The sequence below is a fragment of the Gimesia aquarii genome, assembly GCF_007748175.1.
GTDB lineage: Bacteria > Planctomycetota > Planctomycetia > Planctomycetales > Planctomycetaceae > Gimesia > Gimesia aquarii_A.
Map to the genome: position 1 here is coordinate 323458 of NZ_CP037422.1, position 25773 is coordinate 349230.

At 45.8% G+C, this 25773-nt stretch carries 17 protein-coding genes and 1 other RNA gene; 12 read left to right on the top strand and 6 right to left on the bottom strand.

Features of this window, described 5'->3' with window-relative positions; genetic code table 11:
• The first annotated feature begins 192 nt into the window (after positions 1-192).
• The gene (gene metG, locus V202x_RS01325) at positions 193-2238 is read left to right on the top strand and encodes a methionine--tRNA ligase (RefSeq protein ID WP_145170502.1); all 2046 of its coding nucleotides are present in this window, start codon (positions 193-195) and stop codon (positions 2236-2238) included.
• A 112-nt stretch (positions 2239-2350) separates the two neighbouring features.
• On the opposite strand, the gene V202x_RS01330 is transcribed toward metG, so the two are convergent.
• Positions 2351-3346, bottom strand: coding sequence for a family 43 glycosylhydrolase (locus tag V202x_RS01330; RefSeq protein WP_197993162.1), 996 nt, complete (start codon positions 3344-3346; stop codon positions 2351-2353).
• A gap of 198 nt (positions 3347-3544) precedes the next feature.
• Complete coding sequence (locus V202x_RS01335; RefSeq protein ID WP_197993163.1) at positions 3545-4702, bottom strand: serine hydrolase domain-containing protein; 1158 nt, start codon at positions 4700-4702, stop codon at positions 3545-3547.
• 588 nt (positions 4703-5290) lie between these two features.
• On the opposite strand from V202x_RS01335, the gene V202x_RS01340 reads away from it, so the two are divergent.
• Both V202x_RS01340 and V202x_RS01345 read left to right on the top strand, forming a co-directional pair.
• Positions 5291-5812 carry a type II secretion system protein gene (locus tag V202x_RS01340; RefSeq protein WP_145170508.1) on the top strand — a complete coding sequence of 174 codons (522 nt, stop codon included), beginning with the start codon at positions 5291-5293 and terminating at the stop codon, positions 5810-5812.
• A gap of 238 nt (positions 5813-6050) precedes the next feature.
• A complete protein-coding gene (locus V202x_RS01345) occupies positions 6051-7556 on the top strand; it encodes a sulfatase-like hydrolase/transferase (protein WP_145170510.1) in 1506 nt (501 codons plus the stop codon).
• Positions 7557-7626: 70 nt separating this feature from the next.
• Here V202x_RS01345 and V202x_RS01350 read toward each other — a convergent pair whose 3' ends face one another.
• Complete coding sequence (locus V202x_RS01350) at positions 7627-10101, bottom strand: DUF1549 and DUF1553 domain-containing protein (protein ID WP_232098764.1); 2475 nt, start codon at positions 10099-10101, stop codon at positions 7627-7629.
• Between the two features lie 562 nt (positions 10102-10663).
• Between V202x_RS01350 and V202x_RS01355 the strand changes: the two genes are divergently transcribed.
• The 4 genes from V202x_RS01355 (at position 10664) to V202x_RS01370 (ending at position 16965) form a co-directional block, all read left to right on the top strand.
• Positions 10664-12010, top strand: a complete 1347-nt coding sequence (locus tag V202x_RS01355) for a DUF1501 domain-containing protein (protein ID WP_145170514.1) — start codon at positions 10664-10666, stop codon at positions 12008-12010.
• 118 nt (positions 12011-12128) lie between these two features.
• On the top strand, positions 12129-14321 hold the full coding sequence (locus tag V202x_RS01360) for a hypothetical protein (protein WP_145170516.1): 2193 nt from the start codon (positions 12129-12131) through the stop codon (positions 14319-14321).
• Between the two features lie 90 nt (positions 14322-14411).
• A complete protein-coding gene (locus V202x_RS01365) occupies positions 14412-15623 on the top strand; it encodes a DUF1570 domain-containing protein (protein WP_197993164.1) in 1212 nt (403 codons plus the stop codon).
• A gap of 154 nt (positions 15624-15777) precedes the next feature.
• Positions 15778-16965, top strand: coding sequence for an AI-2E family transporter (locus V202x_RS01370; RefSeq protein ID WP_145170520.1), 1188 nt, complete (start codon positions 15778-15780; stop codon positions 16963-16965).
• A 16-nt stretch (positions 16966-16981) separates the two neighbouring features.
• Here V202x_RS01370 and V202x_RS01375 read toward each other — a convergent pair whose 3' ends face one another.
• The 3 genes from V202x_RS01375 to V202x_RS01385 all read right to left on the bottom strand — a co-directional run bounded on the left by V202x_RS01375 (position 16982) and on the right by V202x_RS01385 (position 20312).
• The gene (locus V202x_RS01375) at positions 16982-18430 is read right to left on the bottom strand and encodes a right-handed parallel beta-helix repeat-containing protein (RefSeq protein ID WP_145170522.1); all 1449 of its coding nucleotides are present in this window, start codon (positions 18428-18430) and stop codon (positions 16982-16984) included.
• A gap of 184 nt (positions 18431-18614) precedes the next feature.
• Positions 18615-19772: a ribosome small subunit-dependent GTPase A gene (gene rsgA / locus V202x_RS01380; protein ID WP_145170525.1), complete on the bottom strand. Its 1158-nt coding sequence runs from the start codon at positions 19770-19772 to the stop codon at positions 18615-18617.
• A gap of 36 nt (positions 19773-19808) precedes the next feature.
• Complete coding sequence (locus tag V202x_RS01385; protein WP_145170527.1) at positions 19809-20312, bottom strand: FHA domain-containing protein; 504 nt, start codon at positions 20310-20312, stop codon at positions 19809-19811.
• Positions 20313-20485: 173 nt separating this feature from the next.
• On the opposite strand from V202x_RS01385, the gene rnpB reads away from it, so the two are divergent.
• From rnpB to V202x_RS01410, 5 genes are all read left to right on the top strand, one after another.
• Positions 20486-20862, top strand: an RNA gene (gene rnpB / locus V202x_RS01390) — RNase P RNA component class A.
• A 321-nt stretch (positions 20863-21183) separates the two neighbouring features.
• Positions 21184-21588: a hypothetical protein gene (locus tag V202x_RS01395; protein WP_145170529.1), complete on the top strand. Its 405-nt coding sequence runs from the start codon at positions 21184-21186 to the stop codon at positions 21586-21588.
• 584 nt (positions 21589-22172) lie between these two features.
• Positions 22173-23954: a biosynthetic-type acetolactate synthase large subunit gene (ilvB, locus tag V202x_RS01400; RefSeq protein ID WP_145170531.1), complete on the top strand. Its 1782-nt coding sequence runs from the start codon at positions 22173-22175 to the stop codon at positions 23952-23954.
• Between the two features lie 50 nt (positions 23955-24004).
• Positions 24005-24208: a hypothetical protein gene (locus V202x_RS01405; RefSeq protein ID WP_145170533.1), complete on the top strand. Its 204-nt coding sequence runs from the start codon at positions 24005-24007 to the stop codon at positions 24206-24208.
• 90 nt (positions 24209-24298) lie between these two features.
• Positions 24299-25750: a hypothetical protein gene (locus V202x_RS01410; protein ID WP_145170535.1), complete on the top strand. Its 1452-nt coding sequence runs from the start codon at positions 24299-24301 to the stop codon at positions 25748-25750.
• Positions 25751-25773: the final 23 nt, after the last annotated feature.

A 25773-nucleotide genomic window follows, 5' to 3' on the forward strand; every position in this document is an offset into this window, starting at 1 on the left:
TTCTGGCTGGATTGCGAGATCCTGTCTGCCAACGTACAATCAACGGCCTCTGAAATACCAGCATTCTGTAAGACACAGCGATCGTTTTCAGTGGGGACAAAGTGAACATCCTCTTCTGAACCCATCCCTATTTTTAGTGTCTAACTACAACATTGTTCATCTAAATCCTTGAGTCAAATTACCGGAATGATCATGACCCAACGTCGTATTTTAGTCACCGCCGCTTTGCCTTATGCTAACGGTGATATTCACATTGGCCATCTCGTGGAATATATCCAGACCGATATCTGGGTTCGATTCCAAAAACTGCGCGGCCATGAGTGTCGCTTTTTCTGTGCCGATGATACCCATGGTACGGCGATTATGATTCGTGCGCGACAGGAAGGACGTTCTGAAGAAGAACTGATAGCTGATGTGCGAGAAAAACATGTCGCTGACTTCTCCGGGTTCAATATTGAATTCGATAACTACGGCAGCACGAACAGCGAGCAGAACCGTCGACTATGCCATGAATTCTGGTCTGCGCTTCTTGAAGCTGGCCTGGTGCATGAGAAGGAAGTCACGCAATTATTCGATGTTCAGGAAAATACGTTTTTGGCAGATCGCTTTGTGAAAGGTACTTGCCCCAAATGTAAGGCCACCGATCAATACGGAGATAACTGCGATAAATGCGGCAGTACGTACACCCCCGCCGACTTGACTGATCCTATCAGCACACTTTCCAATACCACACCCGAAGTCCGAACGGCCAATCATTTGTTTGTCCGCATCGAAGATTTGCATGGATTCCTCGAGGGATGGACACAATCCGGCCAGCACCTGCAAAGCGAAGTAGCCAATTATCTCAAAGGACATTTTTTGGGAGACCCGCTTCGTGATTGGGACATTTCACGACCCGAACCGTATTTCGGTTTTGAAATCCCCGACAGTCCCGGCAACTACTGGTATGTCTGGTTTGATGCACCCATTGGTTATATCGCGTCCACACTCGAATGGTGCGAAAAAACAGGAGAAGACTTCAACCTCTGGTGGAAAAATCCGGAAACTGAAGTTCATCACTTCATTGGTAAAGACATTACTTACTTCCATACCCTCTTCTGGCCGGCCATGCTCAAAACCGCCGGCTTTAATTTGCCAGAGAAGGTTCACATTCATGGGTTTCTGTCTGTGGATGGTGAGAAAATGGCCAAGTCCAAAGGGACATTTATCAAAGCAGCGACCTATTTGAATCATCTCGATCCTGCCTGCCTGCGCTACTATTATGCAACCAAGTTGGGACCAAGACTGGACGACCTCGATTTGAATCTTGAGGAATTTGTTCAGAAAGTGAACTCTGATTTGGTAGGGAAAGTTGTCAATTTGGCAAGTCGTTCCGCCAAGTTTGTTGCTAAAACCGGTTTATCCGCGACTTATCCGGATGATGGTGATCTATTCGAATATGCGGCCAGTCGCAGTGAGACGATCGCCGCCGCCTACGAAATCTGTGATTACAATGGGGCTATGAGAGAAATTCTCGCTCTGGCGGATCGCGCTAATAAATTTGTCGAAGATCAAAAACCATGGGAGTTGCGAAAAGACGAAAGTCGGCAACAGGAACTGCAGGATATTTGTACGATCGCTTTAAATCTGTTCCGCCAGATTATCATCTATTTGACTCCCGTACTTCCCAGGCTCTCCGCACAAACCGGTGAATTGTTGAATGACCCCATCACAAATTGGGGGCAGGCACAAACTCCGTTGACGGGAGTTCCCGTCAATAAATTTCAACATTTGTTTAAACGTATAGAAGAAAAACAGGTACAAGCAATGACCGATGAAGTAAAAGCAGAAGCTGAGGCGGCGATTCAGGAAGAAGCCGCTTCTCAATGGAATGACAGTGGAGCAGCCCTGGAGCAGGAGCCAATGTCAGAAGAATGTACGATCGATGATTTCGTCAAAGTCGACTTGCGCGTGGCACGGATTGTGTCTGCGAACTCTGTTCCCGAAGCTGATAAGCTGCTGCAGCTTACTTTAAGTTTGGGAGGTAATGAACGTCGCAATGTGTTTGCCGGAATTAAGAGTGCCTATAATCCTGAAGAACTGATAGGACGTCTGGTGATCTGTTGTGCTAATCTGAAACCACGCAAAATGAGATTTGGAATCAGCGAAGGCATGGTTCTGGCATCGGGCCCTGGAGGAAAAGACGTCTTTCTGCTGACCCCAGATGAAGGCGCCGTTCCAGGGCAACGCGTTCATTAAGTAAGACGCTTCCAATGATAACCACCAACAGGCCAGTAGAATTTTTTCTGCTGACCTGTTTTTTATTTTATTATCGATACAGGACTCATTGTGATTCGAATGGATCGGCAACTTAGGGAGTTAGCTTTTTTAGTACAGGATGACCGATGAGTCCGTACCGCTTTCCCTGTTGATGTGCCGTCCAGAAAAAGGCACTGATGCGTCCGTCTTTCATTACGGGAGTAATGTGGCCGCTGTAAATAGCTCGTTTCGGTTGATTGCTCGGCTTGAGATATCTCTGGTTTTTCTGGAAAGCGTGGAATGGACCTGCCGGATTGTGTGAAGCCAAATGGGCAATTTTCACTCCACCTTTGTATAAATGCTCGATCACTAATAAGTGGTAGAGACGATCAATGAGAATCACCCCCGTCAGTTCTTGCGCTCGAACCGTCTGCGGCCGTTTTGCAACAGGAGTTGCTTTCGGCCAGGAAGATTCTATGAGAGGGGTTGTCGATTCACTATGCACGATCTGATATCCCTCAGGTCCGGTACTGCGATGATAAAGGTGAAAGTTGGCCCCTTTTTCTTCCTTAATAATTGCTACGTCGTCATCTTCTCCCGGAAGATCTGAAATAGGTTGAGCTGTTTTGTTCCAGGGAATGTTTTCGGGGTCTGAACTTGAATACGCTAAACCCACACTTCGTTGAGTAAATGTTTCTGTCTTCCGCGCACTATAGGGACAGTAGATGATTCCGTTATTCAATGTAGCCATAACGGGGCTCGCGACACCGTGACGATCAAAGTCCCCTTCCCTCTTTCCTTTCGTGATGGCAACACCGTGATGCTTCCAAATTGATAAATCTTTGCTTGAAAAAAGATGGATTTCTGATTCGTAGGTATTGGGATGATGTTTGCTACTTAAAGGGATGACATCTGCGAGCAGGTAATATTTTTTGTTTGGAGGATACCAGACGATGGTATGTTCGCGCAGACTCGCTTCACCAATTGCAGAGCCTTTCTTAAGTTGGACTTGAAATTGCCTGGTGAAATCACATTGTACAATGGAATCAGCCCATACAAATTGCTGCAACAGTATCAAAATAATGGTGAATTTTATTAATGAACTCATAAATGGCAATCTTATTTTTTCCAATGAGTATATATGAAGGATTATTAACCTCAAACCATATAAAAATAAACAAAGAACATAGAAAAACATTATACATTATCGCGAGCTAAATATGCCGGTGTTCAATAACGAATGCAATTAACACGCTAGAGATAATCCAGAACTTCCCAAACATGGCTAAAGCGATGTTGTGTTTAACTACTCGTCCTTAGCCAGTATTGGCATCAGAGCTTCTTCGAGGTGGCTTACAACTGTGTCCAGCCTGATGTTTGACGAATTATCCAGCACGACCAAACAACATTTACTTCCCGGATATCGAACGAAGTATGTGTTAGCACCTAGCCACGCACCATTGTGCCAGTGGCGTTTTTGCTCGACGATCCATCCAAAACCATAGTCCGACTTTGTACCATCGTTCAGCTTAGGGGGTTTAACCGTCTGATTCAGCAGTTCATCCGAAATGAGAGGGTTACCTTCCCAGAATTGGTCCCAGATCACAAAATCATGAAGACTACAGAAAACGGCACCGTCACCGGCAACACCGTCTATCCAAGTCGTTTCGACCGGTGTCCGATCTTCATCGACTTGATCAAAATCGCTCGCCTGATTGGAAGAGCGTTCGGACGATAACAAGTTCCACACTCGTGTGTCGTTCATGCCGAGTGGCTTGAACAACTCTTTGTGCATGAACTGCTCAAAACTCATTTCCGAAGCCGATTCGATGATCCCGGCGAGCAGAACGTAATTGGTATTGCTGTATTTCATCACGTCGCCGGGTTGATGTTCCAATTCACCATATTGCTTCACTAACTCAACCACGTTTGAGATCGTCAGTACTTCGCCGAGTTCTTTCCGATGCTCCTCAGCGAGATCCATGTAAACGTCCGGTATCCCGGATGTCTGGTTGAGTAAATGACGAATTGTGACCTTGTCACTCACGAATCCATCCAGGTGCTTCGCGACCGGATCATCCAGATTCAACAAACTCATTTCGGCTAAACGCAGAATACCAGCCGCCGTGAATTGCTTTGAGACAGACGCAAGTCGAAACGCGGTGTGAGCGTTTAATCGTTGTGTCGCAGTGTGATCGGTATATCCACAGGTCTTCAACAATAACACTTGCCCTTCTCGAACGATCAAAACGCCGCCGTTGGACTTATGTTTCTCAAACTGCTTATCAAGCCAGCGGTCCACGGCAGCGAGACGCTCCGCCTCGTTTGCATCTGGAGCCACCACAATTGGACTGACTTGAAGCCATACATAGACGTAATAGCCAATTCCACAAGCAAAAAGTAAAATGATTCCAATCAATATCGTAAGTGTCGACATAACGATCCACAAAGTCTTCTTTCGCATTACATTTCCATCGTAAATGTCCCGACCAGGTGACTCCACCCGCATTTATGGGACAACACCTCGCAAATAGAATTCCCATTGCAATGTGCAAGTATGGTTTAATCTGCCGAAGCCCTTTCCACCTCGAATCAGCTTCTTTGTGGTTCGTAGCACTTCAGAGACAACTGAAAGAGATATGTTCGTAAGAATTTAACAAAACAAACTTTCGAAATCATTTAACTAAATAAGAAATGATTCAATTCCGCATCCGTTTTCTCACTTTTTATTCAAAATGGGCACTCAGAATCGGTTCAATCGTTTTATCCGTTACAAAACAACAGATGAACCTCTTATTCTTCTAAAATTAAATTGACTACCTTCACAAAAAACATAGATTTTCGATGGCCGCTCAGAGTGTCCCACTGAGCAGGTCAGCTTGAAGGGGGATCCGATTCATATTTCAAACTACGAATTTGAAAATGTGTCTGATTTCTGAAACATTCCGGGGTTCAACGGGTTTCCTGATGAGTAAGTAAAACCTGGAACTACCCCATAATTCAATAATATCAGACGATGTCGCAGGCACATTTGTTAATCTCGGAGAAGACAATGATTAAAACAAAACAACAAAATATCAAACGAGCAGGTTTTACACTTGTCGAAGTTCTAATTGTAGTCGTGATTTTAGGTATCCTGGCTGCCACCGTTTTACCACAATTCACTTCAGCAAGTGACGATGCCAAAGAGTCATCGTTCCTTCAGGATTTGCAGACTTTGCGAAGCCAAATCCAATTATATAAGTATCAACACAACGGCAAATACCCTGCCGATGGTTCAACTGATACTGATGATTTCCGTAACGCCTTGTTGCTTTCCAGCGACAAAGATGGCACGACAGGTGCTGTGGGAACAAAACCATTTGGTCCCTACCTCATTGGTAACATTCCTCCTAATCCATTCACAGGTGGTAGTGGCATTATGATTGTCTCAGATGTTGCTGGTACAACTCCCGATGAATCTGCCAAAGATGGTACTGAGATTGTCGGTTGGATCTATAATCCAGCCACAGGCGAACTCAAAGGAAATAATGCCGGTAAAGCGTCAGACGGTCGTCAACTGGATGAAATTTAATGAATAGACTCAGCCAGATCTGAGAATCAGGGCTATTGTCTTCTCATATTAAAAAGTGAAACCTAGAGTCCCTTACACAAATCATCGTGTAAGGGGCTTTTTTTATTGATTTTCTGATAGAGTTGCTTTTCTGAGTCGTTTTCTTTTAAGTATGACTTAAGAGGATGTTGTAAAATAGATTCTGTGTTGTCCCTTAAGTTAAGCGATACGAACTGCGGATCCAGAAAGGCATTTTGATATGCAACTCATAAATTATTCCCTCGGATTTATTTTCACGCTGTTATTGACAACGAATTTGCTTTCAGCAGAAGCGACGATTCAGAATTCACCACAGCAACGTCCCAATATTCTGGTCGTACTATGTGATGACCTGGGATATGGGGATCTGGCATGCTATGGTCATCCCGTTATCAAAAGTCCGAACATTGATCGCTTTGCCAAAGAGGGGCTCACGCTGACCAGTTGCTACTCAGCGCATCCAAATTGTTCTCCTTCAAGAACTGGCTTGATGACGGGCCGCACTCCCTTCCGAGTTGGAGTCTATAACTGGATTCCCATGTACTCCCCCATGCATGTCCGCAAGCAGGAAATCACAATTGCTACACTGTTACGGCAGGCGGGTTACGCGACATGTCACGCTGGTAAATGGCATTTGAACGGCATGTTTAATATGGTAGGACAACCCCAGCCGTCAGATCATGGATTCGACCACTGGTTTGCCACTCAAAATAACGCGCTGCCCACTCACAAAAATCCCTTTAATTTTGTGAGAAATGGAAAGCCGGTAGGGAATCAGAAAGGTTACGCCGCACAGCTTGTAGCTGATGAAGCAGAGCATTGGTTAACAGAATTACGAGACAAGGAGAAACCATTCTTCATGTTTGTCTGTTTTCACGAACCACACGAACCGATTGCCAGTGCAGAGCGATTTACCAAATTCTATTCCGCTCCCAAAGGCTCGACACTGCCTGCACATCATGGCAATGTCACTCAGATGGACGACGCCTTTGGTCGCATTTTGAAAACATTAGACGACCAGAAACTACGCGAGAATACACTCATCATTTTTACCAGCGATAATGGCCCCGCAATTACGAGACGCCATCCGCACGGATCTTCCGGGCCTTTACGCGATAAAAAAGGAGCCACCTACGAAGGTGGGATTCGTGTTCCCGGCATTATCCAGTGGCCGACACAGGTTGAATCTGGCACAACGAGCGATGTTCCCGTGAGTGGTGTTGATATCCTCCCAACATTGTGTGCGGTTGCCGATATCCCCGTTCCAGGTGACCGTGTACTGGATGGAGCCAGCATTTTACCACTTTTCAAAGGAGAGCCAGTCAAACGCACAAAGCCCCTGTATTGGCAGTTCAATCGGTCGCGCAATGAACTAAAGGTGGCAATCCGAGATGGTGACTGGAAACTACTGGCTCGACTGGACGTACCGACTCCCAAACCCTCCGGTGGTATTTCGGCTCAAGAAATTGACGACCTGAAACGTGCAAAGCTTACCGGATTTGAGCTGTATTACATCAAGGATGATATCGCCGAGACAACCGATCGTTCTGAAAGTGAGCCAGAAATCCTGAAACAGATGAAACAGCAGATGCAGGAAATTTACAAAGAAGTTCAAGCAGAAGCACCTCGCTGGCCCGCCTGGGAATTTGCCAGATACGAAGGAAAAATTCTTTCAGAATATTACCGCAAACAAGCTGAACTTAAGAAAAAGCAGATTGAAAAGTAAACCCGGTTTCATATCTTCTTAAGGAGTGGGCTAGAATTCCCACGCCTGAATTTCTGCTACATCAGAGCTTTTAGTGGTTAAACAGGAATTCTCGGCTATTACAGAGTGCCCACATTACGTCCTGATATCCTTCCCGTTTATTTTTGGAAGCTTTGACGACCGCATCACAGCTTGCCAGTTCCTGTTTGGTCGGAAATCTACTGAATGCTGCCAAATACATTTCGGTGAAGACGTCATGGTCGGCTGTTTTCGCTTTCAAAAACTGTTCAATACGTCCGTTCTTCACTGCGAGTTTGCTGTTAATTAATTGCCCATTGGCAACCTGCAAAACCTGAGACAGATTTGGCTGGCTCGTTCGTTCGCATTCACAAGTAATGACACGCTTTGGTCGCCCCAGAGTGTCCAGAAAATAGGAAGTATAATTGGGGTCGGGTAGCTCAATCGCTCTTGTACCTTGCGGCACACCGCTAAACCGTTCCTGAGCACCTGTCAAATCATCGAGGGCATCCAGCATTACTTCGGCCGATAATCGCTTTACATTAAAGTGTGTGTAAAAACGAGTGTTTGCTGCATTTTCTGGACGAGGTTCTGAAGACAACTGATAAGCACGTGAATTCATGATGACGCGCATCAACTCTTTTAAGTTATAACCGGAATCCACAAAATGATCAGCCAATGCTTCGAGCAGTTCCGGATTAGAAGCCGGATTGGTTTCTCGCATGTCATCGATGGGTTCAACAAATCCGGTTGCCATGTAGTAAGACCAGAATCGGTTTACAATATTTCTTGAAAAGAGACGGTTACCAGGGCTCGTAATCCAACGTGCTAACGGACGTCGGAAATCGCGGTAGGAGGAAACATCAATTGGTTCACCCAGTAAGGGGGTGGGTTGCATGGTCTTTCTTGTACGAGGATGTCGAATTGAGCCACTATTTTTTACCTTGATGATCGTATCCTGACCCAGTGCTCCAAAATCGACGCTTGCCTTATTGCCAACACGTGTGAAGAATGCCGCCAGGCTGTAATAATCTTTCTGGCTGTAGACTTCAAAGGGATGGTGATGGCACTTGGCACATTGCATACGAACTCCTAAAAAGATCTGCGCGGTGGCTTCTGCGAGATCTTGGGGGTTACTTGCAATTTTGAAATAGTTGGCAGGACCGTTCTGATAAATCGATCCTTGAGCCGTAATAATTTCGTTCACGAATTCATTAACAGGCTTATTTTCGCGTAATGATTGACGAATCCAGTTGGAGAATGCCCACATTCCACCGTCGCCCACTTTATTACGATTATTTCGCAGAAGGTCACCCCACTTCATCCCCCAGTACGCGCTCCATGGTTCGACGTAGATGTCACGCGCGGGATCACCGGTGAGACCAAGTAATTCATCAATCAGCTGGCTCCGTTTATCAGGTGCCTTCGAGGCCAGAAACGTTTTTACTTTTTCCGGTGAAGGTAATGTACCGATGGAATCGACGAACGCCCGGCGAATAAAGACTTCATCACTGCAGACAGGTGAAGGCTCAAGTCCAAGCTCATCAAACCGTTTTTTGATGAGTTCATCAATAAAGTTATGTGGTTTGAAATCAGCCAGATTGACCTTCGTTTTATACGGGGAAATAATCGTTGAAAGTTTGGCCTGACCCATATAACGGACCATGACCGCTGTCTGACCTGATCCCTGAATTTCCATTTTACCTCGTGGAGTGACTGTCGCTATCGTTTCCACCAGACTGTCATATTGAGCCTGCGCAGTGACATCCCGTTTTGTTCCATCACTATATTCTGCGATGACACGCAGTTGCTGTACGTCCCCTTTTTTGTAGCGTCGCGAAATAGGCGTTACTTCCATACCGACGACTTTGGCTTCCTTATCATCAATTTCCGTGACTGCTTCCGAAATCCAAGTGTGAAGAATACGATATTCGTATGAGTCTTTGGCAAATCGTCTACCTCCACCATGCGCGATTGCCATAGAGGCCTTTTGCAATATGAGACTTTTTTCAGGTTGTAAAATGGAAATTCGGCGTTGCCGATTATCACGCGCGATTTCCGGATAATCTTGTTCCGGGGCATATCCGAACAAAGATAATTTAAATCCGCCCTTACCAAACTGTGAGGCGTGACAACCCCCCAGACTGCAACCTCCTTTGTTCAATATCGGAACGACATCCATTACAAAACTGGCATTCTTTCCATTCGGTCGGGCTTTGACTTCCACGGAAACTTCATCTTTCTTGCCAGCATGTTGAATTTGGATACGGCCTTTTCCGAAGCCAACAGGGCGCACCAGACCTTCCGTGTTGACCTCTAAAATTTTTGGAGTCAAACTTGTGTATTTGACTTGATGGGTCAGATCTTGAGTAATTTTCCCATTGTTCAAAACAGAGACTTGAATCTGAAAATAATCCAACAGTCCTGACAATTCTATTTTTTCGGGTGACACCTGAAGTGGTTGATCGGCTGCATATGAAATCAATGGGCAGACTGTCATTGCTGCAACAACAATCAAAAGTCTGTTGAATTTCTGTTTTATCTTCACGTGAGTCTTCCAGTCCGTCATGAGATCAACTCGCTTTTGCTAGGTAGTCTTCGGATAGAAGGACAACAGTCTTCGCTGAAATATATCTAATCTGAAAAGACTACAGAGTCTCAGGTCATCGCCTTATCGAGGCAGGGTTGGTAGGTCGAGTGTGGTTTCAGGTGGGAAAATAATGGCCTAACATAAATAGCCATTTATACTTAAATATACTAAATAATAGAAGGAAATCAAAAAAAACCTACGTTTTTTAGCAATATTTTTTATTTGAGTCCATGTTAAGAAAGGATCTGTTCTCTATTACACTATGGAACAAATAATGGTCTACCATGCTTATTTTACCGCTATAAGTTAATGCCTTCAAGAAATGAATTTTCTGATTGGCCATTTCCAACTTATTTATTTCCTGGATTGTAACCGATTTTATATTTGCCTACCTTATATAAACGGTTACAATTATGATAGTTAACTTACTAAAGTACTATCACGAACAATCGTCAGATTGTCCCTCCTACAAATACACCTGCCAACCACGGGATCCTACCATAAATTAAAGGAGTTTCTGATGCTGAAGCTTTTCCCACAAAATGTTTCAAACTGTGAAACCGGTAGCCGTCGTCAATTCCTGATGGAAGTTGGTGCGCTGAGTGCGTTTGGAATCACCCTGGATTCTGTGATGCGTGGTCAGGCTCATGCATCGAACGCTGAATCTGGTGCATTGAGTGACCCTAAAAACGATACCAACTGCATTCTGATCTGGACACGTGGCGGAACCAGCCATCACGATACCTTCGATCCCAAACCCAATGCCTCTGCTGATGTGCGTGGGGATTTTTCTGCGATCAGCACCGCCCTGCCCGGCTATCAGTTTTCGGATCAGTTACCTCTGTTTGCGAAACACGCCAATGAAGTGGCCATCATGCGGAACCTGAACCCCAAAAATGGTTCCCACTCAACGGCAGACGCGTTTATGCTTTCAGGGCATAAATTCAACGCCTCTGTGACATATCCCTGTTACGGTGCCGTGATTGCGAAAACCAAGGGCTTCAAAACGAATATTCCTCCGCATATTCAAATTGGCAATCATGTGGATCGTCGATTCAACGGTGGACTGGGTGGCTATCTGGGACTGCAATATAACCCGTTTGAAATTCCCGGTGATCCCAACTCCAAAAACTTCACCGTAAGAGATATTTCTCCACCATCGGGAATTACCGTCGACCGTCTAAAACGTCGACAACAAGCATTACAGGCGATCGATACTTTACAGCGTCAGGCTGACAAAAATCAAAATGCCTTTGAAGCATCGGATGCTCATTATAAAAATGCTTTTAGTATGATCACATCTGCTGATACCCAAAAGGCATTTGATCTCAATCAGGAATCTGCGAAGACCCGCGATGAGTACGGCCGTCACTATCTGGGTCAAAGTTGCCTCTTGGCCCGCAGGCTGATCGAGTCAGGTTCACGATTCGTTACCGTCAGCAGCGGTGGTTGGGACACACATACAAATAACTTTAAATCCCTGCGTCGTTCACTGCCTCCCTTTGACCGGGCATTGACATCGCTGGTGCTCGATTTAAAGCAACGTGGAATGCTTGATAACACGCTGGTTGTCTGGCTGACTGATTTTGGTCGGACTCCCGTTATCAACTCAGCCGCCGGACGAGATCACTGGGCAACCGCATCCACGATGATGATGATTGGAGCGGGAACTCCAGCGGGTCAGGTAATTGGCGCTACCGATGACATCGGTTCACGCCCGGTCGGGAAAGAATATTATCCTCAAGATGTTGCAGCAACCATCTATACAAAATTGGGAGTCAATCTGCACCATTACTTTATCTCCCCTGAAGATGGTCGTCCTTTAGTTGTGAACGAAGGCCAACCCATTCCGGAATTGATGGGTTAATTTCCAATAAATTCACTCCTCGCATTTTTGACAGTGATCGCCCCTTTTCACTTGAGCTTTGAGGGGTTCACTGTTTTCTCTGGCAATCTGTTTAAATGATCTTCTGTAGGACAAGCCGATGCGTTGCATAGCTTACTCGATACTGACTTTGAGCCTGTTTTTCTGCATGTCATCTCAGCATTCCTCAGTGAATGCCGCTGATAAGAAGAAAACACCGCCGCCATCAAAAATCGGTTTTCGTCAACTGGTGGCTATGAAGCCGGCCGCTGTTCAACAGGGGGACAAACGCAAAATTCAGCTGCATACCAGCTATACACTGGATGGAACACACTCTGTCTTTTTCGATCAGCCGGGAATTAAGATGACCTTTGCCGAACCGAAGCCGAAGGCAGCTCCCCGCCGTGGTCGAGGATCTGTAGGAACTCCTTTTGCATTTGATATCGAAGTTCCCAAAAATCAACCCACGCGCGTTTATGAATGCCGAGTTGCCACTGATCAGGCTGTTTCCAGTGTATCTCATTTACTGGTAACCCCCTACCCTGTCATCGAAGAAGTAGAAAAGAAAGACAACAATACGTTTGACACCGCACAAGTTGTCACCTTCCCTTCTACGATTTGTGGTATTTGTGAAAAAACAGAAGATCTTGATTGCTATAAGTTCGCCGGCAAAAAGGGACAAGAAATTACGTTGCAGGTCTATGCACAGCGTGTCACAGAAGCCATTCATACGATGCAGACTTCAGGCGTGTATCTAATGGATTCCATTCTGACTTTATATGGACCGCAGAAACAAATTGTGGCTCAAAACGATAACTTCATTAAATCAGATTCACTCATCACTATTAAGCTACCCGCCGATGGTGAGTACGTCTTTGAAATTCGTGACGCCCGTTATAAGGGAACTGGAAAATACGCCTACTGTATTGAATTCAGTGAGACCCCGTTTGTATATCACACATTTCCTTTAGCCGTTCAGAAGGGAAAGACTACTGAAGTAGAGCTGCAGGGGCATGCGCTGAAAGGCAACAATAAAGTCAAGTTCTCTGCGACAGATGTCAAAGAAACGGGTTGGGCCAGGCGCACGTTCAAAACACCGGCTGGTGAGACGAATTCTATCTGGACTCTGATCAGTGAGCATCCCCAAGTCTCTGCACGCGGTACTAACATTTCATCAAAAACTGCTTTACCTCTGACACTGCCTGTTGGAGTTAGTGCACAATTCAGCGAAGCAGAGCAGACACACTTCTATAAGTTCAAAGCAAAAAAAGACCAGTATTACTTTTTTAAATTGATGTCGAACCGTATTGATCTGCCGTTAGACTGTGTCATGGAAGTGCAAGATACGAAAGGCAAGGTACAACGCATTTTTGTCAATGGTAGCGCCACAACAGAATCTGATGATGGTTTACAGACGAAAGACTCAGAATTCTATTTTAAAGCACCCGCGGACGGAGATTATACTGTGACGGTCCGGGATCTGCATGATCGAGGCGGAGAACGTTTCGCTTACCATTTATCTGGTGAATTGAGTGGACCCGAATTTGAAGTGTACGGCGAATATTACTACGCACAAATTGCTCCTGGAACGAATATGATGTGGTTTGGCCGAGTCAAGCGTTTAAATGGTTTCAATGGTCCCATTGAAATGAACATCGAAGGACTTCCCAAGGGAGTGACCTTGGAACCAGTGACACTACCCCCCGGTGTGAATGATTGTGGTCTGATTCTCAAAGCGGCTAAAGATGCTCCCATCAATGCCTCACTGGTGAAAATTTCTGGAAAAGCAAAACTTCCCGGTCCCGATGGGAAAGAAATTGAAGCCGTTCGTTATGGTCGAATTACCTGTGAAATTCAATCGGGTGGAGGTGGACAGGCACGTTGGCCAATCAATACATCGATTGTGGGAGTGACGAAACCTCTTGATCTGCTCGAAGTCACTGCCACTCCTAGCGAGATCGTATTAAAGCCGGGCGAATCGGCTGAAATCAAAGTTAAAATTAAACGCAGTGAAGTTTATAAAGATCCTGTTACTCTTGCGACTTCATTTATGTATTTCACTTCGAAGTTTGGTGAACAGCTACCACCAGGAGTGACACTTTCGAAAAAAAGTAAAACCCGCCTTGCTGGCAAAACTCTTGAAGGAACTCTCGTATTGGAAGCTTCCAAAAAAGCAGCACCCATCAAACGGTTCCCATTTGCAGCAATGGCCCGCGTAGGAATTACGTTCTCAATTACGACCAACTATGCATCAAACGTGCTTTATTTGACACTTACCGATACTAAGGGAAAAGACAAGCTGGCAAAAAAATAGGGATCGACATCAACCCCTCTCTCCCCTATTCTGGAAGTATCCAATGATCTTCTGCGCAGAAAGACTGATATGGAGTGGAGAGACTTAAAAATGATTTTCCTGGTATACATCGCCAGAAAAACTCTGCTCTTACTAATTATATGCTTCTGGCTTGGCAGTACTCTCAACAGCCATCTCACTTATGCGCAGACATCCGCCAAAAATGATTCAACTGGGAAATCAGAGCAACCCCTGTATCAGTTTACTTATCTCGATAACCAGGGGCAGGAAAACACAATTCAAGCAGCGCAGGTTCTTGAAGCCCAGGATGGTGGCGTTGTGATGTTGACCCGCGATGGTCGCTTGCTGACAGCAACACCAAAGCAACTCAAACAAAGGCGGCAGCTCGATCAAAATTTTACACCACTCAAACTTCCCGAACTCGAACAGCAACTTGTTGCGGAATTTGGTACCGACTTTGTAGTGACTCAAACCAAGCACTTTATCATCTGTAGTCAAGCAGGGAAACGTTACTCAAAATGGTGCGGTTCTCTCTTTGAACGCTTATATAAAGTACTGCACAATCAGTGGCACAGCAAAGAGCTCCCTCTCCATGATCCCAAAGTTCCGATGATCGCGGTGATTTTTAAAGACCGTGCCAATTTTGAACAATATGCGAGTCAGATTTTAGGTGAAGGTGCTTCCGCGGTGCACGGATTTTATTCAATTCAATCGAATCGGATGGTGCTTTATGATTTAACAGCCGCTCCCAACGAACGACCCGCATTCACTGATGCTGACATATTGAAAAAATTACGGAAGTCTCCTTTTAATATGGCAACCATCATCCATGAATGTACGCATCAGATAGCTTTCAATGTGGGTTTGCATACTCGGTTTGCCGACAACCCCCTCTGGCTGACTGAGGGGATGGCAACGTATTTTGAAACACCTGATTTGCGGAGTAAAACGGGTTGGCGGACAATCGGGAAGCCGAATCCCTGGCGACTGAGGCAATTTCAAAATTTCGCACGCTCACGTAGAACTGCTGACTCACTTCAAACCCTGATCATGACGGATCAACGCTTCCAAAATCCGGAAACGATGCTCGATGCCTATGCAGAAGCCTGGGCATTTTCCTACTTTCTCATCAAAACCAAGCGCAAGCAGTATGAAGCATATCTGCGTCTGGTCGCAGACAGAAAGCCTCTCATCTGGTCGACTCCAGAAGATCGACTCAAGGATTTCCAATCCATATTTGGTGATGATCTTGAACGCCTCAATCAACAATTTCTGCGTTACATGCGACAAATCAGTCGTTAGGTCAGGTTTTTCTCTTTGCAGCTTTTACTTTTCCGTCTATGGTGCACATACTTTGGGCACACTTAAAAATGTTGCAGGTTCTCTGACGGTCATTTCAAAAGGATTGTGAGTGGACTTCTGCTTCAGAATCACATAGCGGCAAGGGGCACTCTTCATGTCAACTTCATTGAAACCGTCGGATGAACAGACCAGTGTGATTACGGGCTGTCTAATGCTGCTCACGATCTTCGCAATTGCCTTTGTGTTCTATATCACGAAAGCTGTTTTGATTCCGTTCGTCATCGCCATTTTTATTGCGACGATCGTGACGCCCCTGGTTGATTTGCTCGTATTGAAATGGAAGCTGCCTCATATCGTTGCGATTTCCGCCACACTTTTGCTCGTATTGTCGTCCGGATTTTTACTCTGTCTGGCTTTGATCTACTCGACACAGCAAGTGATTCAAAAAGCAGAAAGTCAATACAGCAAAAATTTAGGGATTTTTATTAGCTCGGCTTTCAATACAGCGAAAGAAGTCAGTGATTCTGATGAGTCATCCAATAACAATAGTGAAGATTCGCCTGAGGAAGAATCTTCTGAAGCCGCTCCGTCTTCTATTGAAAATGCTCCACCGGTAGTGGCAGAAAAATCGGAGACCAGTTGGTTCGACAAAATGGGCATCGATTTGAATAAGCTACAAAAGGAAACGACCGCATATATGAAAGATGCTTTGAAATCAATTGCCTTTAGTACCATGCAAACGGCACTCAGTTTTACAACCACCTCATTTTTCGTTGCGATTTTTGTGATCTTTTTGCTGGCAGGACGTAATCCTCATGCTGTCATCAAGAACGTACTTTACCGAGAAATCGAACAAAAGATTCGCAGTTATATCTCAACCAAACTCATCATTTCTCTGATCACCGGTACGCTTGTCGGTATTACACTTTCATTGTTTGGCTTAGAGCTGGCGTTCGTCTTTGGAATTCTGACATTCCTATTGAATTTTATTCCTTCTGTAGGATCTTTAATCGCAACCTTATTACCAATCCCTGTTGCTTTTGCACAGTTTTCTGGCAGTCCCTGGACGATTGCCGGTGTGATCTTAATTCCCGGTGCCATTCAAATGATAATCGGGAATGGCATTGAACCTAAAATCATGGGAGAAGGCCTCGAACTGCACCCCGTAACCGTTCTGCTGGCGCTTTCCTTCTGGACACTGCTCTGGGGACCAATCGGCGCCATTCTCGCGGTTCCCATCACTGCCGCCATTCGCATCGTGCTCATGCGATTTGAATCGGGACGGTCAGCCGGGAATCTCATGGCGGGCATTCTGCCTGGTGAATCCTCGTCGCTTGCTTAAAGGACTCGTAACCAACTCATTTGATCGAGACATTATTGTTTGTGGCGGTTGTGCCCTCTTCAATCTCGACAGTGCCAGATACCAGATTGTCAGTGACCTGATTTTGGCCTCCTCCGTTCACGCGAATTGCAAAGTGGTTGGAGCCCTCGGTGATCAAACAGTCGGAGATGCGAGACTGCTTCACATTCTTAAAGAGAATACCGCCGTTCTCGCACTCGCGCAAGGAGCAGTTTGTGATGTTCATTCTCTCACAATTTTCAAGAATCAAGCCCGCTGTGACTTCCCGCGTTTCTCTGATATTCAAACCGTTCAAGGTGCAGTCGCTACAGTCCTGGAAGACATTGGCATCTTTTGTCTTGGCTCGGTAGTCAGGGTTGCGGTCGAGTAGATTTGCTCCCAATACGATATAGGAAGAATCTTCAATCAACAGATTGTGTTCATAGGCCTGCCACAGTGTGTTGCCGGTAATCGTCACACCACGGGCATGTTTCAGGTGAATGTTGACAGCGACATCGCTCATGGAATTGTCGGCAATCGCAAAGTTTCCTACCTTTCGCGGATCTTGCGGACCATTGCCAATGAAACGTACATTGGCAGAATCAGGTGCATTATGTGTGTGTTGAATCGTACAACCAAAAATAGCTCCTTCTCGCAAAGAGCCCTTAGAGACATCGAACAAAATATTGGACGTTGGTGGGATTTCTTGCCCCATGTTGCCTTCAATATCGCAATTTCCAATCTGAATATTACGAATTTCGCTTTCCCGAACAACAATCCCACCACCTTTGTTGTAACTGATGTGCGAATCAGAAATATTGACCTGATGCAAATTCAGCTTGTCTAGATAAATTCCGACTCCTTCATTTTCATACAGATGACAGTCGTCAATGGCAACATTTCGATTTCGTTCGTACAAATGAATTCCGTGTAAGGCACGTCTTACAACCAGCCGTGTAATCGTGATCTGCATTGTCTTCGTCGCAGCAACTCCAATTGCCTCCGGGTGTTTTCCCACGATTTCGATGCCATCCACCATCGGCGTCCGTTCTTTTTCCCAGACAACTGGGTTTACAGTTTTCGGACTTGCCGTGCCGCCATGAGTTCCTTTAAACAAAAAAGCAGGTCCGGCACCTTCCATTAAAATCGTTGCCGTTCCGTCACCCGAAATAGAAGTCGGACCGATTTTGTTTAAATCAATGACAATTGGTTTCGTCAATCGATAGAGGCCACGCGGAAATCGCAATGAGCCAGCAGAGGCATTCACCATCTTCTGTATGGCCGCTGTGTCGTCTGTTTTACCATCACCGCGTACGCCGTAGTCGAGCACAGTCTTACAACTAGTTTGCTTACTCTTCACGACTTGTTCTTGACTCAACAAAATTCGGGAATTGTCATCTGAAAGCAGATAAAAACCGAGTAGTAGAAGCGGAATCAAACAAAGCATGGAAACGAATTTGGATTTCATGAGTAAGACTTTTGATGTTGGAGGTAATCAGGCAGGAGAGCAAAAACAGTATTGGCAGGCTTGATCATTAACAAACTTTACAAAGCAGCCTCTTTGAGTCTACGCAAGTCGGTATTAAGGATCAACTGATCGACCACAGAAAATAATTTCCTGTATCTATGAACGGGTAGAGAGTTAGTCTCTGTCACGTTTGATGATAAACGGGCCGCGGTTCATCGCCACTAATAATTTTCAAATAGCTTTGGTAGCGCTGCCGGGATATGAAATCATTGGCGACCGCACGTTTCACACCACATCCGGTTTCGTGTGTATGCGAACAATCCGGGAAGCGACATTGTGGGATAAAGGGACAAAAGTCACGAAAGAAGCCTTCGACCTCTTCCGGAATCACATCCCATAACTCTAACTGCCGAATACCTGGCGTATCTACGACCCAACCCCCACTTTCGATTTCCAGTAAGACTGCTGAGCGTGTTGTATGTCGCCCTTTCCGATTCTCCTGGCTGATCTCAGCAGTTTCCAAAGTTAACCGACTGTCAATCTGATTCAGTAAAGACGACTTTCCGACACCGCTTTGTCCAGAAAATACAGATTGTTTCCCTTTGAGCAATGAGCGGAGTCTCGGAATCCCTGTCCCATCGACAATACTTGTTAACACGATGTCGTAACCCATCTGAGCATACACGCCGATCAGTGGTTGAAATTCGATAGGATCAACGAGATCAATTTTGTTGATGCAAATGATGGAATGAATATTGCCCTTTTCTGAGCTAATCAGGAAGCGGTCGATGAGTGAGGGTTTAAGAGGAGGGTCATCGGCAGAAACAACAATCACTGCTTGATCGATATTACTGACGAGGATATGCTCCCGGCGTTTACTACCTCTTGAGAGAGAAGAGCGTCTTGGCTCTACACGTTCGATGACAGCCTGATTTTCATCTCCTTCTGGCCTAATTAAAACATGGTCACCAGCAACCACAGCATTGCGGTCATCGCGTGACATAGTTCTGACGAGCCGCCGGACCGTACAGTCATATCGAGTACCCTCTTCTGACTGTACGATTGAGTTCAATCCTTGAGACTGGATAACACGACCTTTGAGACAGGTACTTTCGTCAATGTCGATAACGATCGCGGTGCCGTCTTGGGTTTCCTGTTCCACTCCCATCACGGTACGGTGACGAGTCAGGTCGCCTTTACCTGATAGCCGTTCGGTTGCATCCATGTATTGAGAATCGATTTGCTCATCGACTCGGTGGCTGGAGAGTTTATTCTTTCGGACTTTCTTCTGGCGATTTTTCTTAAACGCAACCCGGATTTTTTTCCCTTTTTTCTTAGCCACAACAAACTCGGCTCCGTAGCCATTGTTGGAAATGGATCATGAATCACTCTGCTCGTCATCCAGGTCAATGAGAAACTTCAAACCGAGTTCGTCCTCGGTCATTTCCGATTCATCTTGAGGTAATTCAATCTCTTTTGGCTTGTGGGCGGGAGGTGCCATCGGTCGACGCGGTCGGGATTCAGGGCTCACCAGGCCCGCTTTTTCCATCAGGCTCAATTCAAAGGGGTCATCTTCTTCAGGCGGTGGTTCATCGGATTGAGGAGTATAATTGATTTCAAATTCGTGCTTGGCAATCGAAAGTTGATCTCCGGGAAGTAACCATTTCATGTCACACCGCTCGCCATTGACTTTAATCCCGTTGCGGCTGTTCATATCCCGCACACGCCAATAGCCGTTGATAAACTCCAATTGGCAATGATGTGAAGAAACATTGGGGAACTTCAACGTGATATCACATCGACTACGGCGGCCAATAAGCAGGACTTCGGAAAGTAGCGGAATTGGGTCGCCACCTCCACAAGGGTTTAACTCACCTAACATTCGAAGTTTCCTGGAGCGTTCATTGTCTTACGATTCCGAGATGTCTTTGTTTGCCCGCACGCTATTAATCTATACCGTTGGTCAGCCATAATAAAGCCTTTCTCTCAAGAAAAGTCAGATTTTGGGGATACTTCAAGCAACCTCAGTCGCCTATACTGGTCAATTCAGTAGCGGGAGTCGGCTGAGTGGTCGCTGCGAATTCCTCGGGATTCGTGGAGGAAAGTCCGGGCTCCACAGGGCACGGTGGTGGGTAACTCCCACCGTCCGCAAGGATAGGGAAAGTGCAGCAGAAAGCAAACCGCCCGCCTGGTTTCCAGGCAGGTAAGGGTGAAACGGTGCGGTAAGAGCGCACCAGCAGGCCGGGTGACCGGTTTGGCTAGGTAAACCCCACCGGGTGCAAGACCAAGCAGGGAGCAGTGCTGGCTTGCCAGCACACGGATCGGCCCGATCCGGTATGACTCTCGGGTCGGTCGCGCGAGGCAGCAGGCAACTGTTGTCCCAGATAAATGGCCACTCTCGACATAACCCGGCTTACAGGCTGGCTCCCGCTATTTAACACTTCCTCAAGCACATTAGCCATTGCTTTCCTGTTCCATACGGCCAAATGACCTCTGCTAATTCCACTACTTTGATCAAGTTGTCTTTATGAGGTCATTCAGGAGCATTGTGTGTCAAAATGATTGTAAAAATGTTCGTTCTGTTGAATAAGTGACAACATTCTGTGGTTTTATTCGGTTTTATATTATTCTATAAGCTGTTTTATTTGAAAGGTTTACGTTTCAATGTTTGATTTTGGCATACGAAATGCTTTACTAATCATTTATCAAAGATAATAAGCCACTTTCAAAAAACGGATACATTAAGGGAGATAATGATGAAACACTTTACCATCATGTTCACTGCATTGGCCACAATTGCTTTGGTTAGCAATACGAGCTTTGCAGCAACACCTTACTATCAACCAAACCAATCGCAAGCTCGACACTACAATAGTTCCAGCTATCGAAACTGGAATGACTATGATTCATTCCATAGCCGTGACGACTTAAATCGTTACCGTAACTTCAGCAATTACGACTACCAGCCAAACCGCCGGTCAAACTATTTTCGCTGTGGAACAGCACCATCCTATTTCCCTTCGTATTATCGAACGAATTATGGTTCGTTTCCACACAACGGCAATCGTTTCGATCACCGTTTTGACTATGGACACAGATATAACCTGTATCAGCGCGACTACAATTATGGTCGCTATGATTGGCGTGCAGATCGCTAGGCTTTAAACAAAACACAACCCCTCACTCAGGTAATCATCCCCCTGGTCGATTCATATTGGCTGGGGGATCTTATTATCACGGGGTTCATGCCAAACTTACTCAGACTCGCGGTGTTTAAAGGCACTATTGACTAAGAGACAGAGAGTTTGGATAAGAATGGAAAAACCTTAATCTTATACAGTGAATAGACTTATGTGATTAATTGTTTATTGATTTGTACCTTCAAATCATAAATGTCCGTCTAAAGTTCGTTAATGTGTCGCTTAACCCGCATAATCGAAACAGGTTTCGTAAACTGTATTCGCAAAAGTCTTAAAGTGAATGTGTCTGTATGAAAATTGGATTCTGCGCAGGAAATGACTCGTTATTACACCTGAGAGAAGATAGAATTAGGTGCTTAAAGCAGTTCTTTGAATTCCAGAACGAACATCAGGCGTACAAGGTGCGTCTACATGATAAATCGTTATGGAAAACAAGAGATGTTGATCGATCGTCGATCTGGCTCTGTGACAGGACCAAACGACGGATTTTTTAGATCATTAAAACGAAATATTAGAGACCATCGAAACAGAAGGGTGAGACAGTGGCCACTGCCAACGAAAAAAATACGCAAACTAAGACAATCAATGGAGCTGAGATTCTGGTTCAGGCATTGATTCGGCAGGGCGTGAAGACCATCTTTGCTTATCCCGGTGGCTGTAGCATGCCACTTCATCAAGCATTGATCAAAAATAAGGAAGACATCCGAACTATCCTTCCCCGCCACGAACAAGGGGGCGGATTCGCCGCGCAGGGAATTGCCCGTACCACGGGTGAGGTTGGCGTTTGTATGGCGACCAGTGGACCTGGCGCGACTAATTTGGTAACAGCTCTGGCAGATGCCAAACTCGACAGTATTCCCATGGTCGCTATTACCGGGCAGGTTCCTCAGGCAGTCATTGGAAGTGATGCCTTTCAGGAAACTCCCATGGTGGAAATCTCACGTGCAATTACCAAACACCACTATATGGTGACCGATGTCAATGACGTTGCCCGAATTGTGAAAGAGGCATTTTTTATTGCCAATACGGGTCGTCCCGGACCGGTTCTGATCGACTTCCCCAAAGACTGTCAATTGGCCACACTCGATGAAGAGCCAGACTACGATCCCGAAACCTACCTGCCCGGTTATCGACCGGAATTGAGAAAGGCAGCTCCCGAACAGATTCGTCAGATTCTGGCAGCCATTAAACGTTCAAAAAAACCAATTCTCTATGTTGGTGGCGGCGCGATTATTTCAGATGTGTCTGAAGAACTAATCAAGTTCGCTCATCGTACACAAATTCCGGTGACAACCACTGTAATGGGATTGGGTGTTTTTCCGGGAGACGATCCCTTGTGCCTCGACATGCTTGGCATGCATGGCACGGTTTATGCGAACTATGCTGTTAATGAAGCTGATTTGTTATTAGCGTTCGGCGTGCGTTTTGATGATCGTGTCACCGGAAAACTGGAAGAGTTTGCCAAACATGGCAAGATTGTGCATGTTGATATCGATCCTTCCGAATTACATAAAAACAAGGAAGCACACATTCCCATCAATGCTGATCTGAAAAATGTTCTGGAAGCATTGAATGCCACCATCACCGATGATGATCTGCCTGAAGTTGATCAATGGTTGGCAAAGGTGAACGAGTGGAAAGAAAAGTACCCGCTGAAGTACCCTGAACTCGGCGATGTACTCTCGCAGCAGTATGCGATTCACGAACTTTGTAATCAAACTAAAGCGAAAGATCCTTACATCACCGTAGGTGTGGGACAGCATCAAATGTGGGCGGCTCAATTCTATAAGTTTCAGAAGCCCCGCCGTTGGCTTAGCAGTTCTGGCTTGGGAACCATGGGCTTTGGCTTACCCGCTGCGATGGGGGTTCAAGCGCAGTTCCCGAACGATTTGGTTGTCGACATTGACGGCGATGGATCCATGTTGATGAACGTGCAGGAAATGGCAACTCTCCATACAGAAAAGTTGCCTGTCAAAATCCTGCTGCTCAATAATCAGCATTTGGGAATGGTGGTTCAATGGGAAGATCGTTTCATGGATGGGCGTCGAGCTCATACCTATCTCGGTCCCGTGCATCACCCGGAAGCAGAGGGTAAGGGCGATGGCTCACATGCCGAAGCGACGTATCCCGATTTTGTCTCCATTGCAAAAGGCTTTGGTTTGCAGGCACGGCAGGTACGCTCCAAAGCAGAGTACCCGGAAGCACTCGCCGAAATGCTGTCTTCAGATGGTCCTTATCTCCTGGATGTCATTTGCAGTTATCAAGAACATGTTCTGCCTATGATTCCCAGTGGTGGTACTGTCAACGATATCATTACTGAGTAAATTACTGTACTTCGGTTAAAATGTAATTTGATCCATCAGGAGTAACACTCATGCTCGTTGCGGCACAGATTCCCCAAGAACCTGGCTATCTTGTTGGATGGGGGTCGCTGGCTTTAATCAATGCCGGATTAGCACAGGGCAAAAATCGAAGTGGACTAGCATGGTTTCTCATTTCTCTGTTATTTGGTCCCGTTGCGACTTTCATTTTAGTGGCATTTTGTGACAAGCTACCTGGCTCTGTAGAAAGTCAATAAAAAACAGCGTTCCGGGGTGGAGGAATTTCCCCTTGAAGCGATAAGATTAATAGACTCTGAGTTTTCATTCTGCACCATTGCGAGGAAATCATGAGTCAGCAGCGACAGATCGGAGTGACTGTATTACCAGAATATCTACAGTACGAAGGTATCGAGACTGTTCTTGATAATCTTACACAGAGAGCGGGAGTCACGGCGGTCTCTACCTCTCCTTATGTAATGCAGCTAGCCGATGAGCAGACAGGAGTACGTGAACCACCCGCTGATGCAGGAGCCGGCAAAGTTCGCCTGCTGGATCGTCCCCTCTGGGAAGGGAAAAGGGAGCTCTGGGTTAAAACAGCCCCTAGTTTTGTTCCCGATAAGACTCTCTATGCAGGTTTACGGTACCAGCCAGCCGAACCTGACGAGCTTACACGACGTGAAGGACACGTTGTCGCTGACTTTATACAAGCTGCTCAGGCGCGTGGGCTTGAAGTTTACTTTCAAGTCCAGGCTGCTATTCCACCAGGGTATCGCGTTCAATTTGGTGGTCCTCGTGAGGAAGATATTCCCCGCTTGCCCGATGGTTCTTTGCCACGCAAACGTGTTGCCAACAACGGAAGTCTGGCGAGCCCGCATATCATTGAATATCAACATGCGTTGATTCGGGACCTACTCAACCGCTATCCTGAAATTGATGGCTTACGTTTTGACTGGCCGGAATATCCACCTTACTTTCTGGACTCGGCCTTCTTTGATTTTAGCGCGCATGCCAAGCAGGCTGCATGTCGATTGGGATTTCAGTTTGATCAGATGCAAACTGATTCGCTGGCGTTATATCAAAAGTTACATGGTGGCTTAACAAACGATGACTTGGAGGCCATACTCTTCGAAGCGAATCAATCAACGAATTTCACAGCTTGGTTAAATCAGCATTATCCCGGAGCGGCTGCAATGCTGTTGATGAAAGCACAACTTTCAAAAGAATTGCTGGCAGGTTTCCGTGCGACAATGAACGAAGTAAGTAATACGGAAGTTGAACTCGCTCCTAGTGCCTTCCCTCCCCCCTGGTCTCTCATTTCCGGAATGAATTATTCATTAGTCACAAAGTATTGTAACTCTGTAAGCGTTAAGCTTTATGGTATGCACTGGTCGATGATCTTGCGGTCTTATGGTGATCAACTACTGGCAGCAAATCCGGGACTCTCCGAATCTTTATTAGTCCGTGCGTTATTCAAGTTGCTTGACATCGCTGATTCTGAACCGCCGGCGCAATTAAAGGATATTTATTATCCTGGGCCTGATGAACCTCATTTAACGGGGCCACATGCACAGGAACGAAAAATTTCGGCAGCTAGAAAATTAGCTAAACCGATGCCTATTTATGCTCTCGCACATGGATATGGACCGACAGAGGACTTCCATGCCAGAATGCAGGTGGCGGCAGAGATCAGCCCTGATGGTGTCTGGATCAATCGTTATTGCTACTTAAATAACGATAAGCTCGATATCATTGGCCAATGTACGGCTGGCTGCACGACACAAAGTTTGCAGAAAAGTTGATCCTTTGTGAATTCTTCATTCAA